This is a genomic window from Ruicaihuangia caeni, assembly GCF_040536845.1.
In the GTDB taxonomy this organism is placed as follows: Bacteria; Actinomycetota; Actinomycetes; order Actinomycetales; family Microbacteriaceae; genus Ruicaihuangia; species Ruicaihuangia caeni.
In genome coordinates, this window is record NZ_CP159582.1 from 1,021,973 (window position 1) to 1,037,924 (window position 15,952).

At 69.1% G+C, this 15,952-nt stretch carries 11 protein-coding genes and 1 tRNA gene; 2 read left to right on the top strand and 10 right to left on the bottom strand.

Annotated features, from left to right (window positions below):
• Window positions 1–33: 33 nt before the first annotated feature.
• Together ABV606_RS04660 and ABV606_RS04665 are read right to left on the bottom strand one after the other, a co-directional pair.
• Window positions 34–2,841 (bottom strand): multicopper oxidase domain-containing protein, encoded by a 2,808-nt coding sequence (locus ABV606_RS04660; protein ID WP_353988544.1) that lies wholly within the window; start codon window positions 2,839–2,841, stop codon window positions 34–36.
• The gene (locus tag ABV606_RS04665) at window positions 2,838–4,097 is read right to left on the bottom strand and encodes a hypothetical protein (RefSeq protein ID WP_353988545.1); all 1,260 of its coding nucleotides are present in this window, start codon (window positions 4,095–4,097) and stop codon (window positions 2,838–2,840) included. Before ABV606_RS04665 ends, ABV606_RS04660 begins: the two co-directional genes overlap by 4 nt.
• A 127-nt stretch (window positions 4,098–4,224) precedes the next feature.
• Here ABV606_RS04665 and ABV606_RS04670 point away from each other — a divergent pair.
• A tRNA-Ser gene (locus ABV606_RS04670) sits at window positions 4,225–4,309 on the top strand.
• Window positions 4,310–4,362: 53 nt separating this feature from the next.
• Here the strand turns inward: ABV606_RS04670 and ABV606_RS04675 are convergent.
• From ABV606_RS04675 to ABV606_RS04695, 5 genes are all read right to left on the bottom strand, one after another.
• Entirely contained in the window at window positions 4,363–5,535 is a 1,173-nt protein-coding gene (locus tag ABV606_RS04675; RefSeq protein WP_353988546.1) for an IS481 family transposase, read from the bottom strand.
• Window positions 5,536–5,831: 296 nt separating this feature from the next.
• On the bottom strand, window positions 5,832–7,337 hold the full coding sequence (locus ABV606_RS04680) for a serine/threonine-protein kinase (protein WP_353988547.1): 1,506 nt from the start codon (window positions 7,335–7,337) through the stop codon (window positions 5,832–5,834).
• Window positions 7,338–7,552: 215 nt separating this feature from the next.
• Window positions 7,553–7,921 carry a TraR/DksA family transcriptional regulator gene (locus ABV606_RS04685; RefSeq protein WP_353988548.1) on the bottom strand — a complete coding sequence of 123 codons (369 nt, stop codon included), beginning with the start codon at window positions 7,919–7,921 and terminating at the stop codon, window positions 7,553–7,555.
• Window positions 7,922–8,031: 110 nt separating this feature from the next.
• A complete protein-coding gene (locus ABV606_RS04690; RefSeq protein WP_353988549.1) occupies window positions 8,032–8,676 on the bottom strand; it encodes a response regulator transcription factor in 645 nt (214 codons plus the stop codon).
• Window positions 8,669–10,756: a sensor histidine kinase gene (locus ABV606_RS04695; RefSeq protein WP_353988550.1), complete on the bottom strand. Its 2,088-nt coding sequence runs from the start codon at window positions 10,754–10,756 to the stop codon at window positions 8,669–8,671. Before ABV606_RS04695 ends, ABV606_RS04690 begins: the two co-directional genes overlap by 8 nt.
• Between ABV606_RS04695 and ABV606_RS04700 the strand changes: the two genes are divergently transcribed.
• Entirely contained in the window at window positions 10,686–11,564 is an 879-nt protein-coding gene (locus ABV606_RS04700; protein ID WP_281488627.1) for a hypothetical protein, read from the top strand. The two genes, ABV606_RS04695 and ABV606_RS04700, sit on opposite strands and share 71 nt — an antisense overlap.
• Before the next feature lie 150 nt (window positions 11,565–11,714).
• Here ABV606_RS04700 and ABV606_RS04705 read toward each other — a convergent pair whose 3' ends face one another.
• From ABV606_RS04705 to ABV606_RS04715, 3 genes are all read right to left on the bottom strand, one after another.
• Window positions 11,715–12,995 (bottom strand): saccharopine dehydrogenase family protein, encoded by a 1,281-nt coding sequence (locus ABV606_RS04705; protein ID WP_353988551.1) that lies wholly within the window; start codon window positions 12,993–12,995, stop codon window positions 11,715–11,717.
• A gap of 183 nt (window positions 12,996–13,178) precedes the next feature.
• Complete coding sequence (locus ABV606_RS04710) at window positions 13,179–14,348, bottom strand: cystathionine gamma-synthase (RefSeq protein WP_353988552.1); 1,170 nt, start codon at window positions 14,346–14,348, stop codon at window positions 13,179–13,181.
• A gap of 102 nt (window positions 14,349–14,450) precedes the next feature.
• Entirely contained in the window at window positions 14,451–15,911 is a 1,461-nt protein-coding gene (locus tag ABV606_RS04715) for a cystathionine beta-synthase (protein WP_353988553.1), read from the bottom strand.
• Window positions 15,912–15,952: the final 41 nt, after the last annotated feature.

A 15,952-nucleotide genomic window follows, 5' to 3' on the forward strand; every position in this document is an offset into this window, starting at 1 on the left:
GCGCGCACCGTCCTCAGCGCGGGTGGGGCGCGGTCAGCGCGTGACGCGGAACAGGCCCGCGGCGCCCTTCTCGGCATCCGACACGATGTGGGTGACGAAGGGATACTCGCCCGCTTCGGCGAAGGTCATCTCGACGAAGCCGCCTTGAGCCGACATGAGCGCGAGCGCCTGTGCGCCGCCGACGCCCGTGCTGCCGCCATTTCGGAGCAGGTAGTCGCCCTCGACGAACACCGTGTCGAACTGCGCGCCGATCACGTGGAACGAACTAGGACGGTTCGGCCCGGCGTCGAGCACCCAGACACGCACGCGTTCAGCGGTCTTCGCTGCGAGCGGTGCGTGACGGTATTGAGCGGCGTACCCGTTGAATGCCACGAGATCCGGATGCTGTGAGGCGATACGTGTCGGGTCGGCGATGTCGTTCTGCGGGCCGAGGTAGAACTCGGACTGCACAAGCAGGTATTCGCGGTCGACAGGTACGAGCCCTGGCGGATCGATGATGACCGCGCCGAACATGCCATTCGCGATGTGCAGCGACATGGGGTCGGTCGCGCAATGGTAGAGCCAGATGCCGGCGCGCTCGGCGGTGAACGTGAACGTGAGCTCTTCACCGGGGTCGATGGTCTGAAACGCACGGTTCGGTGCGAGCTGGCCCGCGTGGAAGTCGACCGAGTGGCCGATGGTGCCGTCGTTGATGAGCGTGATCTCGAAGGCGTCGCCCACCTTTCCGCGCAGCACCGGGCCGGGGGCTGTGCCGTTGAACGTCCACAGACGCTGGGTGACGCCCGGTGCCACTTCACGAAGCGCGTCGGTCGCGCGAAGCGTGACGCGGTGCGTCGTCGCGGCCGGAGTCGGCACCAGGCGCGCGTCGTAGGGATCGAAGTCGTCGCCGGGTTCGGCGCGGAGGTCGACGTCGGCTGCAGCGCTCTCCTCGTTGCCGTTGCGGGCGCCTGGTTCGCCGGAAGAACCGTGGCCAGCTTGGTGGTCGGGGCTGTCGGAGTCACCGCTGCTCGAACCGTCGCCGCTTGAGCCGTCGCCGACCGAGACGCCGCGGGCATCCGCGCCCACGGCGATCACGGTCATGACCATCCCCATCTGCCGGTGGCCCGCTACCGAGCACCATGCGTCGAGGTCCTGCCCGATGATGCCGACGTCGACCGTGACGGTGTCACCGACCTGCACGCGCCCGGAGTCGACGCCGTTCTCGAGTACGAGATCGTGAATCGTGTCGTCGTCATTCGTCAGCACGATGACGAGGCGGTCGCCGGCCGGCACCTCGATCTCGCCGGGGTTGAACCGCATGTTCTTCATCGACACCTCGACGGTGGTCGTCTCGCCGGTCGGTGTGACCTCCGCGGTGTCGATCACGCCGAGCCCTGCTGATGCCGGGTCGAGGGCGATACCAGCGATGACAGCGAGCGCGAGCGTGCCGATCGCCGCGACGACCGCGCCGCTGCGGGTGCGGGCGACCGGCGTGCCCGCACCAGGGCTGCCCACGCCCGAGGATCCCGTGATGGAGTTGCGAGCGACAGCATCCGCCTCTCGACCCGTTCGTTGGAATGCCACTATCTGCGGGGCTTCGCCCGTTTTCGCTGCAGATCGCGGCATCCCGGTAGAAGCGGGAGGGGAAGAGGCGGCGGCAGGGGCGGTGCGCAGCCGCCGGGCGGCAGCGAGCGCCCGCACCGCGAGCACGAGGAAGCTCACGAGCACGCCGAACACGACGAGCGACACGACGACCTTCACCAAGCTCGGCACCGGCAGCAGGTAGACGACGATGCCCGCGTTGGTCGTGAGCACGCGGTACAGCGCGCCGCGATCGAGTTCGTTCGCAGCAATGCGACCCGAGGCCGGGCCACCGCCGAGCACGACAGGCAGCAGATGGCTCATGGCGCCCAGCAGCACCTGCGCCGCGAACCCGATCGTGAACGGCGCGATCAACCATTGGACCGAGCGCAGCGCGTCTGACGGTTCGGGCGTGAGCGCCACGATGGTGCCGAGCGCCGCCGCGCACGCCAGGAGCCATCCGACGGCGGCGCCGATGCTGAGCGACGCGTACGAGCTGGGTGGCGCGCTCCGCGCCTGCCGCGCCCACTCGACGACCAGCATCCCGGCACCGGCGAGGTAGCCGAGCACGCCGACGGCGGCGAGCGGCAGGATGCCGGTGAGTGCCCCCGAGCCGGCGACAAGCGTCGTGAGCACAAGGATCGGCAAGGCGCGCCGCGCCGCGGCATCCGTTCCAGGAGTGACGCGCGTATGCACCACGGTGGGCCAGAGCAGCACGACCGTGCCGAGCACTGTCAGACCGATCCAGCCGAGCAGGTTCACGGCGAGGTGGGCGAGCACGAAGCTCGCCCACTGCCGGTCGTCGAGGTCGAGTTGCGTAAGCAGCACGCCGAGCGCGGCCCCGAGCACGAAGACCCCCGCCGCGGCGACGTAGTAGCGCACGAGGGGCGCGAAGCGAGCCGGCAATGCGCCGCGCGTCTGGAGCGCGAGCGTGGCGCCGTGTGCGAGCGCGTTGAGTGCGACGAGCGCGCCGCCGATGAGCACGAGCAGCGATTGCCCTGCGGTCATTCCGGCGACCACGAGCGCTGCGCCCAGCGTGTGAGCGGCGAGCCGTGCCGCGTGCCAGGGTCGTCCACCGGGTGGCGGGCGGCGGGTGAGGGTGTCGGCGAAGTGCTGGCTCCACACGAGGATCGCGGTGCTGATCGCACCGAGCAGCAGGAGGTGGATCATCAGCCACGCGCCCGCGGGCACGAACCGGTGAACGACGACGATCACGCCTGCGGCGATGAGCCAGGCGACGACGAGCGCGTTCATCACGGTGTACCAGGTGCGGCGGGTCACGGGGCTGGCTCCTCGGTCGGGGTCGTGTGGGCCGGGGTCGAGTCGTCGGTAGTCGCCGGGGTCGGGGCCGAGCCAGCGGTCGGGTCGGTGTATTCGGGGCGGCGGAGCGCGGGAGCGGCGGCGCTGATGATGCGCCCACCGCGCACCGCCGAGATGACCGCGAGCACGACGAACAGCAGCACCGCCGTGACATTGAGCGCGCCGCCGACCTGAACCATCGCGTGGACGCCGCGGGCGTCGCCCACCGCGATCCGCAGCAACAGCGACGCGTGCAGCAGCAGCACGGGAACGTAGAACATCGGCCGATACGGCAGCTTCCGGCGCAGCACAGCAGGCAGGATGATCGGCGCGTGCGCCATGATCATCGACAACACGAACCCGAGGAACACCGCGTGCAGCACCGCGTCATAGGCGACACCGTCGGTGGGGTCGCCCGAGAGCAGCCAGATGCCGGCGGCGACCGCGAGCCAGCCGTAGCCAGCGAGCAGGCACCAGGCTGCGTACCGAGGCAGGCCAGTGGCGCGGACGAGCCTCGTCGCGACGTCGTACGCGAAGAGCCACACCACGAGCGCGGCCAGGGCCGCACCGAGCAGTGGATATCCGGCAGCCGGCCACAGGGGCGCGGTCGTCGCGCTGGCGGCGACGACGCCGGCGGCGGCCAGGCCGAGCCGTTCGGCACGCGAGTTCATGCGGGGTGAGATCCGTGCGAGCTCGATGCGTTCACCCACGATCGTGAGCACGAGGAAGGCGGCCATACTCGGGGCGAGGTGTGGAATGCCGACGTCCCCGAGCCAGAGCAGAGCGGCGCCGAGTCCGTTGACAGCGCCGAGCGCCTGCACCGCGATCGCACGGCTCGCCTGGCGGCGCCACACCGCGCCATAGACGAACAGCAAGGCGATCATGGCGAGCACGAAGCCCGTCTGGCCGACCGCGAGGGGCGCTTCGGTGAGCAGCAGGATGCCGGATGCCCCCGAGAGGAGCGGCGCACTGAACGCCCACCAATGCTTCACCGCCACGGCTCGCTCAAGGATCACGAGCGTGCCGATGAACCCGAACACCATGAGCGGCGCGTGAAGCAGCTGCATCCGATCGGTTGTGATCGGCGCAGGCAGACCGAGCAGCAGCAGCGCCGCATCGAGCCCGGCGAGGAGTGCGATACCGGCCGGCAGCACTAGTGCGATACGCCCGAGCATGGTGGCCTGGCGCATCGCCGGAGTGGCGGGCCCGCCCCCGGTCGGCCGCAGGGCCGCAGTCATGCGTCCAGGCTACTCGGCGGAAGACGGGGGGCACCGCGGTGGCGGACGAGGGCGGGGCGGATGCCGGGGCGGGCGCGGCGTCGGTTCGCGTATGCTGTGTGAGGCCGCGTGACTCGTCGCGCGCCCTGGAGGATTCGCCTAGTGGCCTATGGCGCACGCTTGGAAAGCGTGTTGGGTGCAAGCCCTCGGGGGTTCGAATCCCCCATCCTCCGCTCTGTGATGAGTCGGGACATAGGTCTCGGCTGAGTCGCGACATGTGTCACGTTCAAGAGCCCGGCCATCGGCCGGGCTCTTGTTGTTGGTTGCGCCAGTAGCTTCGGGTCGGGTCGATGGTGTGGGTGCTGAGGATCTCGCCGGTGTCGAGGTGGATCACGGTGGCGCTGGTTTCGTCGATGAGGGCTAGGACACGTTTGCCTCGGTGGGCGGCGCCGATTCCGAGGTGGTGCATGCGGGCGGCTCGGCGCAGGCTCATCTTGCCGTTGCTGCCGACGTGGTCGTAGCGGATTCGGAAGTGGCCCTCGCGAGGTGAAGCGGGGCGGGCTGTCGGGGTGGCGCGGTATCGATCGCCGGGAGTGCGTCGGTCGTTCCCGCGATGGGGACGGCGTTCGTTGTAGTGGTCGCGGAATCGGTCAAGCTGGGCTTGGAGTTCGCGCAGCGTGCCAGGGGCCGGTTGTGCGGCCAGCCAGCGTTTGAGGGTCTGGTGGAAGCGTTCGATCTTCCCCTGTGTCTGCGGGTGGCCGGGCGAGCCGTTCTTCTGGCGAACACCCAGGACGGGCAAGAGGTATTCGAAGGCGTTGCGTCCTCCTCCGAACCGGGCCGTGTAGACGCGGCCGTTGTCGGTCAGGGTCGAGGCGGGGACGCCGTGCTGTTCGGTCGCGGTGAGGAATGTGGCGACCACAAGGTCCCCGGTGACTGGCCGGTGGGCGGTGCAGGACAGCAGGAATCGGGAGTGGTCATCGAGCCAGTTCAGAATCTCGATATCGGTGCCGTCCGCGAGCCGCCAGTGGGTGAAGTCCGATTGCCAGGTCTCGTTCGGTTGCGCCGCCTCGAACCGGGTGTAGGAGGACTTCGGTCGCTTCCGCGGTTCAGGGGTGATCAGATTCGCGCCGTGCAGGATCCGCCGGATCGTCGAGGTTGACGGGGCACGCAGCTGCTCACGTTCCAGGTGCCACGCGATCGTCATCGGGCCGGCATCCAGGCCTTGGCCGGTCAGCGCCACCCGCAGTTCGATGACCCGTGCCCGCACCGACTCCGGTGTCGACGCGGAGTTACTGACCGGGCGACGAGACCGCGGCTCGACCGCGTCTAATCCGCCCTCCCGGTAGCGAGCGAGCAGCCGATGCAAATGCCGCCGTGAGATCCCATACTCCACCGCTGCATCCGCAACAGTGAGCTGGCCGGCAACGATCTTCAGAACCACAACCCGATGCTTTGACACCCCGCCGACTGTGACCGATGTCGCGACTCATCAGCGACCTATCACCTGTGACCTATGTCGTGAACCTAGACACCCCATCCTCCGCTCGAAAAACGAGACTCCTTCAGGGGTCTCGTTTTTCGATTGGACGCTGCGGTTCGAACCTTCATCAGGTGGGCCCACACTGCCCGGTTCCGGCGCGTCGCGAAGCGACGTGACGGCCGTGGCGGTGGGGACGAATCCCCCATCCCCCGCTCTAAAAACGAGAGTCCTTCAGGGGTCTCGTTCTTCGATTGGACACTGCGGGGCGACTCACCTCAGTCCTCGCCCGAGCCTCCGCCCTGACCGTTGCCCCGGTTCTGTCCCGGAACGTTTTCGGCGTTCTCCGATCGGTTCTGCTTGGCCTCCTCCGAGGGCCCCTGCTGCTCAGACTGTTTCTGAGCTTGCTCGGCTTGCTTCCGAGCCTCCTCCGCCTGCTTCTCCGCTTCGCGCTGTCGTTTCTCTGCGGCGTTCTGCTCCGCCTTGTCTGCACCCTGACCGTCTGCGTCAGAGTTCGCCGACTCGGTGCCGATGGGAGTGACTACCGGTGCAGGCTCCGCCCCTCCGGCATCCGTCCCGGCTTCAGGGGCCGGTTCGGACGGCTCGGTAATTGCCGTCTGGTCGAGCTTCTGCGACCCATCGCTCACGGCTCCGGCGGTCAGCATGCCCGTGATGGCGAGGAGGCTCGCGGATGCAGCCGCGACCGCCCCGGCGATGACGCGCTGGCGCCTGTTGGCACTCCCCCGAGACGCGACCAGGGGCACGACGTTCCCATCGGCGACGAACGGCCGGGTCGGAGGATCGGTCGACACCGTCGCGGGGCCGGGGTCAGCGGTCGTCATGGCCACAGCAGCAGTCGGAACGGCGGCGAGAGGAAGCGCCGCCGGCACGCGAGACCGAGGTTCTTCGGCTGCGCCGGGGGCGCCCTTGAGCTTCGCTGCCGAAAGCGCCACGTCCAGTGCGGTGGGTCGCAGTGACGGATCCGTGCTGGTCATGCGACGCAGCAGGTCGCCCCACTCGGGTCCGACCGATTCGGGGACTGCGGGAGGGTTCACCAAGCGAGCAAGCGCGACTTCGAGGCCTTCACCAGGAGCATGTGCCGGTTCCCCGGTGAGAGCCTCGATGAGTACGAGCCCGAGCGAGTAGATGTCGACGGCCGGAGTCGCGTCGTCGCCACGCAATTGCTCGGGGGCGAGATAGGCGGCCGTTCCGATCACGACTCCAGGAGAGGTCTGCTGCACCGAATCGATGAGGCGCGCGATGCCGAAGTCGGCGAGCTTCGCGCGGTAGTGACTTCCAGGGAGGTGCGGAGGCGCCATCAGCACGTTCGAGGGCTTGACGTCGCGGTGCACGATGCCCGCGGTGTGCACCACGTGCAGTGCCTCAGCGAGTTCGATCGCCAACTGAGCGACGTCGTCGCTCGCCATGGCGCCCCCGGCCAGGTGAGCGCGCAGCGTGGGACCGTCCACGAACTCCATCACCAAGTACTCAGGAGCGCCGGGTTCGAGGCATGCGTCGAAGAGCGTGACGAGCGAGGAGTGGTTGAGCGAGGCGAGCACGGTCATCTCGCCCCGAGCACGTCCGGGCGTGGCCGACGGATCTGCGGAGGAATCGACACCGTCGCGTACAAGCTTGATGGCGACCGTGCGGCCGAGCATCACGTCCTCCGCCCGGTACACGATTGCCATTCCGCCTTGCCCGACGCACTCGCCGAGCCTGTAGCGACCACCGAGCAGGGACTCTGCGGACGGCGACTCAGTGGAGGGGGTCTCCAGGGCCTGCATACTGTCCTCCTCGGCCGCGCTAGGGAATCGCGACCGGCTTCGACGGTAACCCCGAGTCGCCCCCTTGCCCACCCTCTCTGACCCAAAATTCAGAACGCGCGTTCTACCCTGAGCTTCGACCGAGAGAAACTGTGGCACTGCCTGGGCATTCAGGCTGTTCGGAGCGCCTCCGAGATCGGTGTGCTGCCCGAGTTGAACCGGATCGGCGCGTGAGGTCAGCGGCCAGTGGCCGCGAGTTGGGCGCAGTCGATGCAGAGTTCGGCGGTGGGTCGCGCCTCGAGCCTGCCCGGTGCGATCGAGCCTCCACAGCGCCGGCAGACGCCATAGGTGCCCTCCTCGACTCGCCGAACCGCCTCGTCGAGACCGTGCAGATCAGCGCGGGCCGTCTCGATCAGCGCCGTCACTCGCGACCACTCGTGCGACATTGTCGGCCCTTCCGGGTCATGCTCATCGTCGGCCGAGCCATCAGCGCGCGACGAACGGATCGTCTCGAGCTCGCGCTCGAGCTGCTGGAGGAACACCACGGCGTCTTGGCGCATCGCCACGAGCCGCTCGCTCAACTGGCCGAGCTCGACAGCATCCATTCGTCCACGCTATGCCGCGCGCTCGGCTTCCGCGAGCCGGTGCAAGAGCGGGTGCACCGCCGGGACCTGTCGACAGCAGACGCGCGACCCGAGAGCTTTGAGGCCGCGCGCTATTCGAGCCCCGCCTCTCGGGCGAGCGCTGCCGCCTCCCCGCGATCCCGCACCTGCAGTTTGGTGAAGATGTTCGAGACGGTATTGCGCACCGTCTTCGGCGCGAGGTAGAGCAGCTCAGCGATCTGCGGGTTCGTGCGCCCGGCCGCGAGATGCTGCAGCACCTCGCGTTCACGCTCGGTGAGCTGCGGGAACGACTCTGCGAGCGGCGTGACCGACCGGCGCGCGAAGTACTCACCGACCCGGGAGGCGAGCCGCCCACCGAGCACCGCATCGCCGGCGGCCACCGCGCGGATAGCCCTGGCGACGTCGGCCTGGCCCGCGCCCTTGAGCACGTATCCCCTGGCTCCCGCGCGCATGGCTTCGGCGACGGTGCCGTCGTCCTCCGACATCGTGAGCATCAGGATGCCGGCATCCGGCTGCCGCTCGACGATTCGCCTCGTCGCCTCGATGCCGTCCATGACCGGCATCTGCACGTCCATCACCACGACGTCGGGCCGTTCGGCGAGCGCCGCTTGCACCGCTTCGGCGCCATCCGCCGCGGTCGCGACGACCCGAAGGTCGCCGATCGAGGTCAGCAGCGCCGCGAGCCCTTCCCGGTACACCGGGTGGTCGTCGGCGATGACGACGGTGATCTCAGCCATTCCGGTGCTCTCCGGGGTCGCTCACGGCCGCGTCGCCGATCGGCCAGCTCGCGCGCACGATCGTACCGCCGCCGTCGCGTTCGAGCAGTTGCACCGAACCTCCGAGTTCCTCAGTGCGCTCATGCATCGAACGGATGCCGACCCCCGCGACCGTATCGAGCGGAACGCCGATGCCGTCGTCGCTCACCTCGAGCGCGAACTGCCGGTCGTCTCCGCGCAATTCGACGCGCAGGTGCTGCGCCCGAGCGTGACGCCCGGCGTTCGTAAGCGCTTCGGCAGCCACCCGGTAGGCAGCGACCTCGACGGCAGGGGGAAGCGCTGCCGGCATCCGCTCGATCGAGAGCTCCGCCCCCAGCCGTTCGCAGAGCTGCTGCAGGGCTCGCTCGAACCCGAGGTCGTCGAGGGCGGGCGGGCGCAGGTCGTGACTCACCCGGCGGATCTCACCGATGCTCTCGGAGAGCTCGGAGCTCGCCGCCTCGAGCAGCACGGCCGCTCCCTCGGGGTCGCGCCCCAGCAGATTGCGGGCCGCATCCAGTCGGAGCCCCACTGCGGCCAGTGCGGGGCCGAGACCGTCGTGCAGGTCGCGCCGGATTCGTCGGCGCTCCTCCTCACGCGCGAGCACCAGCTTCTCGCGGATGCCCTGCAACTCGCGGCTCACCGCGTCGAAGCGCACCGCCGCGGCGGCCTGCCTCACGAGGTCGGCGAGCAGGCGCTCGTCTCGCGACGACATGCGGGTGCTGCGTCTGCCGGCCGCGAGTTCGAGTGTGCCGATGGTCTCACCGCGATACATGAGCGGCATGGTGCGCGCGGTGTCGGTGCGCACGCCGTCTTCGGCGATCAGCATCCCGCCGTCCGGTCGTTCGATGCGCACCGCCGCGTACGGCGAGGCGAAGGCCTTGCGCACCGCACGGGCGATGTGCGAGAGCTGGTCGTCGGGCTCGTCGCTGCGCTCGAGGCGCTGCGCGAGGGCGGAGACGACGCCGTAGGGGTCTCCCCTCCGCCCGTTCACCATGCGGCTCACCAAACCCAGCAGCCGCTCGCGCAACGGCGCGTAGACGATCAGCACTGCGATCATCGCGACGATCGCGAGTGTGCTGTCATCCGCCAATCCGCCCGCCAGCATCACCAGTGCGAGGTCGACCACGATCACCGCCGCGACGAGCACGGCGTAGACGATGCTCCAGCCGATGACCCGGTCGATCGCCCCGAGCTTGGACCCGGTGATCGATGCCACCAGCGCCCAGCACACCGCTGCCGTCGTTAGGGTGAGCACCGCCTGCGCCAAGTCGTACGGCAGCACAGTGACGCCGAGGATGAAGCCAAGGCTGAACACACTCCCTGACCACGCCAACCAGCGCAGCTGCCGCCGCCTCACCTCGTCGGCGCCGGCCGACCTCGCGATCACCACGATCGCGGCGAGCGCCAGCGCGCCGATCATCGCGGGCACGACCAATCGCAGGAGGATCAGCCACCCGCCCGGCGGCAACTGCACCCCCCAGTCGAAGTCGATCCAGGGCCGCACCCGCGAATCGGGAGCCCCGAAGCGGTGACTCGACTGGCCGAAAGGCGCCGTCACGAGCATCAGGGCCAGAAATGCCATGAGCGCAAGGCTCACGAGTGCGAGCGCCTTCCAGACGCGTCGTCTGGGAAGTCGCCCGTCAGGGAACAGCACGAGCACGAGCGGCACGGCGAACATCGCAATGCCCGAGCACCGCTGCACCAGCCACAGCGCGGCAGCGACGAGAGGCAGTTCGGGCGACCCCGTCGCCGCCACGTTCACCCACCCCGCGCTCAGCCCGACGAGCAGTTGTCCGAAACCGAACACGAGGAGGATGACCGCGATCGGATGCCGGGGCATCCGACCCGCCATCAGCGCACCCGCCGAGGCGAGGCATCCGCCCGGGAGTGCGAGCGTCCATGCCGGAGCCACCGGCGGGTTCTCGCCGCGGGCGGCGACGAGCAGGTCGAGCGCCACTGCTGCAGCGGCGAGCGCCACCGCGAAGGAGAGCGTGACCGACATCGCCACCGGCGAGGCCCGCAACACCCTGGCCCCGGTCGCCGCGCCGACGGTCACTGACATGTGCTCATCGTCGCAGGCCGGACGGCCGCTGTCAGCGGGCAATTGTCCCGACCCTGTCCCGTTCTGCGGGGACATCGTGCCGCTGAAGGCATGGCGCGCCGTCACTGTCCGCCCGGGACGCATGGCCGCGATCGTGGCATCAGTTGGAACCACCTCGACCGATTGGAGCACCATGAACACCAGCACCATCCCTCGCGCCGCACGTACCGATGTGCCGGCGCATAGTGAACCGAAGGCGCCTCAGCAGCGCCAAGCCGTGCGGGCCGGGGGCCTCGCGATCACCGCGCTCGTCGTCGTCTTCGGAGTGCTCGTCGCGCTTCCGTGGCCGGAGGGCGAGCGCTATTCGCTGACCGGTGCGTTGGCGGCGATCGCCCTCGAGCTCGCGATCGTCGGCGTGCTGCTCATCGTCACGCTTGCAGGCGGCGTGGGCCGAAGCAGCGGCTGGCGAGCGATGGGCGCCGTGGCGATCGTGCTGAGCCTCGGCACGATGGCCACCAGCATCACGCACGCGATCGCCCCGAGCGAGACGAGCCTCACCGTGTCGAACACCGCGATGTTCGTCACGGCGGCCGCGACGTTCGCCGTCGCGCTGAGGGTGGCGCTGAACGGATCGTGGCGCGGCGCGGCGCGGGCGCTGCCGCTGGTCGCGGCATCCTGGCCGCTGATCCCCTTCATCGTCACCGTGCTCGAACAGGGCGACCAGCCGCTGGCGTGGCCTGCGTACATGACGTTCATGACGCTCAGCCACCTGGCGATCGGGCTCACGTTCGCGATCTCGCCCCAACTGACGGAGCGCGCACGCCGGTGACGGGGTGCGGTGAGGCTGCGGCCGCGACCGCATCCGGCGCAGCAGCCGCTCGCGCCGCCATCGGGCCGCGAGCACGACGACATCGGTCCGGTGAGCCCATTCAGGGCCGCCGGACCGATGTCGTTATGGATGCCGCGCGACGCCTTTGCGCTACGCCGCTTGAGGAGCGCGCTCCTCGAGCCCCCAGGGCTGACCGTAGCCGCCCTCCTCGACGGGCTTCGCCATGAGTTCGAGGAACGGTGCAGCGTCGAACGCCTCAGGGCCGACGACGCCCACGCCGTGCCAGACACCGGTGGCCAGCAGCTCGAGGGCGATCACAGGATTCATCGCGGTCTGCCACACGACGCATTGCGCGCCATACTCGGCCATCGTCCACTCGTTGTCGCTGACGTTATAGAGGTAGACCTCGCGCGGCTCGCCGTCTTTGCCGAGGCCGGTGACCCAGACTCCCGCACAGGTCTTGCCCGTCATCATCGGGCCGATCGTGGCCGGGTCGGGCAGTGCTGCGGCGACCACATCACGCGGCGCCACTTCGACCGGGCCGTTCGCGGAACGCACGCGGATCGGCGTGGTGGAGTCGAGTCCGAGCTGGTTGAGGGTCTTCAGGATGCCGATGAACTCGTCGCCCAGCCCGTACTTGAACGTCACGCGCTGCGCGTCGAGGTACCGCGGCATGAGCATGACCTCTTCATGCTCGACGTTGACGCACTCGACCGGCCCGATGCCCTCGGGGAAGTCGAACACCTCCGGCTCGGAGAAGGGTTCGGTCGTGTACCAGCCGCGGTCCTTCTCCCACACCACCGGCGGGTTCAAGCATTCTTCGATCGTGGTCCAGATGCTGAACGAGGGGGCGAACAGTTCGTTCCCGGCGCTGTCGCGCACGACGAGGTTCGCGCCGTCGCGAGTGCCGAGCTCGTACACCTCGCTGAACAGATGGTCGACGGCGTACCGGGCGAAGACATCGCTCAGCCCGGGCTCAACGCCCATGCCCACAAGCGCCAGCCGCCCGGCGGCCTGCCAGTCGGGCGCCTGCGCGAACTGATCGTCGCCGAGCTTCACCCCGGGCTGCTCGTACGGCGCGGTCGGGTGCGGTTCCGACAGGCTCATCGCCATGTCGAGGTAGTCGGCGCCGCCATCCAACGCGCCGGTGAACACCGAGGGCACGAACTTCGGCTCGACCGCGTTCATGACGTGCGTGATGCGGTGCTCGCGCACGAGCGCCGTGACGCTCGCCGGGTCGCCGGCATCCACCCTGGCCGCGATGAAGCGCGAGCCCTGATCGCCATGGCGCTCGGTGAGCCAGGCGATCGTTTGCTCGGCTCGCTCCGGGTCGTAGTCGCTCACGACCATGGTCTCGAAGAAGTTGCGCCGTGCGGCGATCTTCGCGATCGCATTGCCGACGCCGCCGGCACCCACTAGCAGGATTCGCATGCCCTGACCGTAGCGGCGTCATCGGCCTCGCACCAGAGCGAGGCCGTCAGAGCCGGTAGCCGGATGCGCCGCCGGAGCCGTCTCGGCGCCGGTCGTCAGAGGCGCCGCCGGAGCCGGTCGTCAGAGGCGCCGCCGGAGCCGGCCGTTAGAGCCGGTCGTCAGAGGCGCCGCCGGCGCCCGTCGTCAGAGCCGGTCAAGCGCCTCTGTCAGATCGGCGAGCAGGTCGTCGACCGACTCGATGCCGACCGATAGGCGCACCACGTTCTCGGGCACGGCCAGCTCGGTGCCCTTGACCGACGCGTGCGTCATCTCGCTCGGGTAGCCGATGAGCGACTCGACGCCGCCGAGCGACTCCGCCAGCTGGAACAGCGTCGTGCTCTCAGCGAGCTTGCGCGCGGAATCACTGCCACCGCGCACGGCCAGCGACAGCATCCCGCCGAAACCGTGCATCTGCTTCGCGGCGATCGCGTGACCCGGGTGATCGGGGAGGCCGGGGTAGTAGACCCGTTCGATCTTCGGATGCCGCTGCACTGCCTCGGCGATAGTGCCGGCGTTCGCGCTATGCCGGTCCATGCGCACCGGAAGCGTCTTGACGCCGCGCACGGTCAGCCACGCCTCCATCGGCGACGAGACCGCTCCCGCGCCGAACTGCTGGAAACCGACCTTGGCGGCGAGTTCATCGTCATCGAGCACCACCGCTCCGCCGAGCACGTCGGAGTGCCCGCCGAGGTACTTCGTCGTCGAGTGCACCACCACATCGGCGCCGAACGACATGGGTCGTTGCAGGTAGGGCGATGCGAAAGTGTTGTCGACGACGACCAGAGCGCCCGCATCGTGGCCGATCGCGGCGAGCGCGGCGATGTCGGTGATCTTCATCAGGGGGTTGCTGGGGGTCTCGAGCCACAGCACGCGAGTCTCGGGCCGGATCGCGTCGCGCACGGCGTCGGCATCCGACATCTCGACCGTCGAGAGCCCCACTCCCCACGGCACGTGCACGCGGTTCACGAGGCGGTGAGTGCCGCCGTAGACGTCATTGCCCATGAGCACGTGGTCGCCCGGCTTCAGCACCGCGCGGAGCAGCGCGTCTTCTGCCGCGAGGCCCGAGGCGAAGCTGAATGCGTGCTTGGCGCCCTCGAGCGAGGCGAGCATCGTCTGCAGCGAATCGCGCGTCGGGTTTCCGCCACGCGCATACTCGTACCCGCCGCGGAACCCGCCGATGCCGTCTTGCACGAACGTCGACGACATGTAGATCGGCGGCACCACGGCGCCGGTGGTGGGGTCGAAGGCCTGGCCGGCGTGGATCGCTCGGGTGTTGAAGTCGTAGCCGTCGAGGCGGTCGGTGTGGTGAGTCATCTCAGAACCCTTCTCCGTTGAATCGGATGCCGTCGCTCCGCCTGTGGTCTGAAGCCAGGCGGGCGGGCGCTCAGCGAGCCGCGATGGGGATGCGCCTGTCGATCATGGGCGTGTGCGCGAATGGGCGAGGGCTCGGTGGCGAAGGATCGCCGCCCTCGTGATGGTGGCGATCGGCTTGCCGAGGTCGAGCACGAGCGCCGAGCCGACCCCGCGCTCATCGAGTAGGCGCTCGGCCTCTTCGATCGGCTCGTTGGCTCCGACGAGCGGCAGCGCCGATTCGGGCAGCGAGTCGAGCCGGGCGAGAACGGTGTCGCCGGTGATGCCGCCCTCGGCGAGCGCGGAGAGCAGCCCCGACTGGGTGACCGCCCCGGCCACCTCGCCGAGCACGACCGGCTGGGCGGCGCTCAGCACGGCGAGCTCCGTGACGCCGTGGTGGGCCATGGCTTCGACTGCCTCGCGCACGGTCGCGTCGCGGTGGATCGCGATGAGGGGCTCGGTGCCGCGGGTGACCTCGGTTCCCGAAGCGCCCGAAGCGCCGGCATCGCCGGCATCCGCACGTGACTCGTCGAGCACATCGCGCACTGTGAGCACTTCGCTCTCGTCGGGCTCTTCGCCGAAGCCGTGGTGATCCATCCACGTGTCGTTGAAGATCTTGCCGAGGTAGCCGCGTCCTCCATCGGGCAGCAGTACGACGACGACGGCGTCCTCATCGAGGGATGCCGCGGCTTTGAGCGCAGCGACGACCGCCATCCCGCTCGAGCCGCCGACGAGGATGCCCTCTTCGAGTGCGAGCCGTCGAGTCATGTCGAACGACTCGGCATCCGTCACTTCGATGATCTCGTCGACCTGCTTCGGGTCGTAGGCGCCGGGCCAGAAGTCTTCGCCCACGCCCTCGACGAGGTAGGGACGCCCGCCGCCGCCCGAGTAGATCGAGCCCTCGGGGTCGGCGCCGATGATGCGCACGCGATTGTCCGAGACCTCCTTGAGGTACCGGCCGGTGCCGCTGATGGTGCCGCCCGTGCCGACTCCCGCGACGAAGTGCGTGATGCGCTCGTCGGTGTCGCGCCAGATCTCGGGACCGGTCGTCTCGTAGTGACTCAGCGGACCGTTCTGGTTCTCGTACTGGTTGGGCTTGAACGCGCCGGGAATCTCGCGTGCGAGGCGGTCGGAGACGCTGTAGTACGACTCGGGGCTGTCGGGCGCGACCGAGGTCGGCGTGACGACCACCTCGGCGCCGTAGGCCTTGAGCACGTTGCGCTTGTCTTCGCCCACCTTGTCGGGGCAGACGAACACGCAGCGGTAGCCGCGCTGCTGCGCCACAAGAGCGAGGCCGACACCCGTGTTGCCGCTCGTGGGCTCCACGATGGTGCCGCCGCGCTTGAGCTTGCCCTCGCGCTCGGCCGCGTCGATGATGCGGGTCGCGATGCGGTCCTTCGACGAGCCGCCCGGGTTCAGGTACTCGAGCTTGACGAGCACCGTGGCCTTGACATCGGCGGTCACGTGGTTGAGCTTGACGAGGGGGGTGTCGCCGACCAGGTCGATAACACTCGCGGCGTACTTCATGACTGCGAGGCTAGCAGCGGGGTCTGATGCTGTTACGAGTA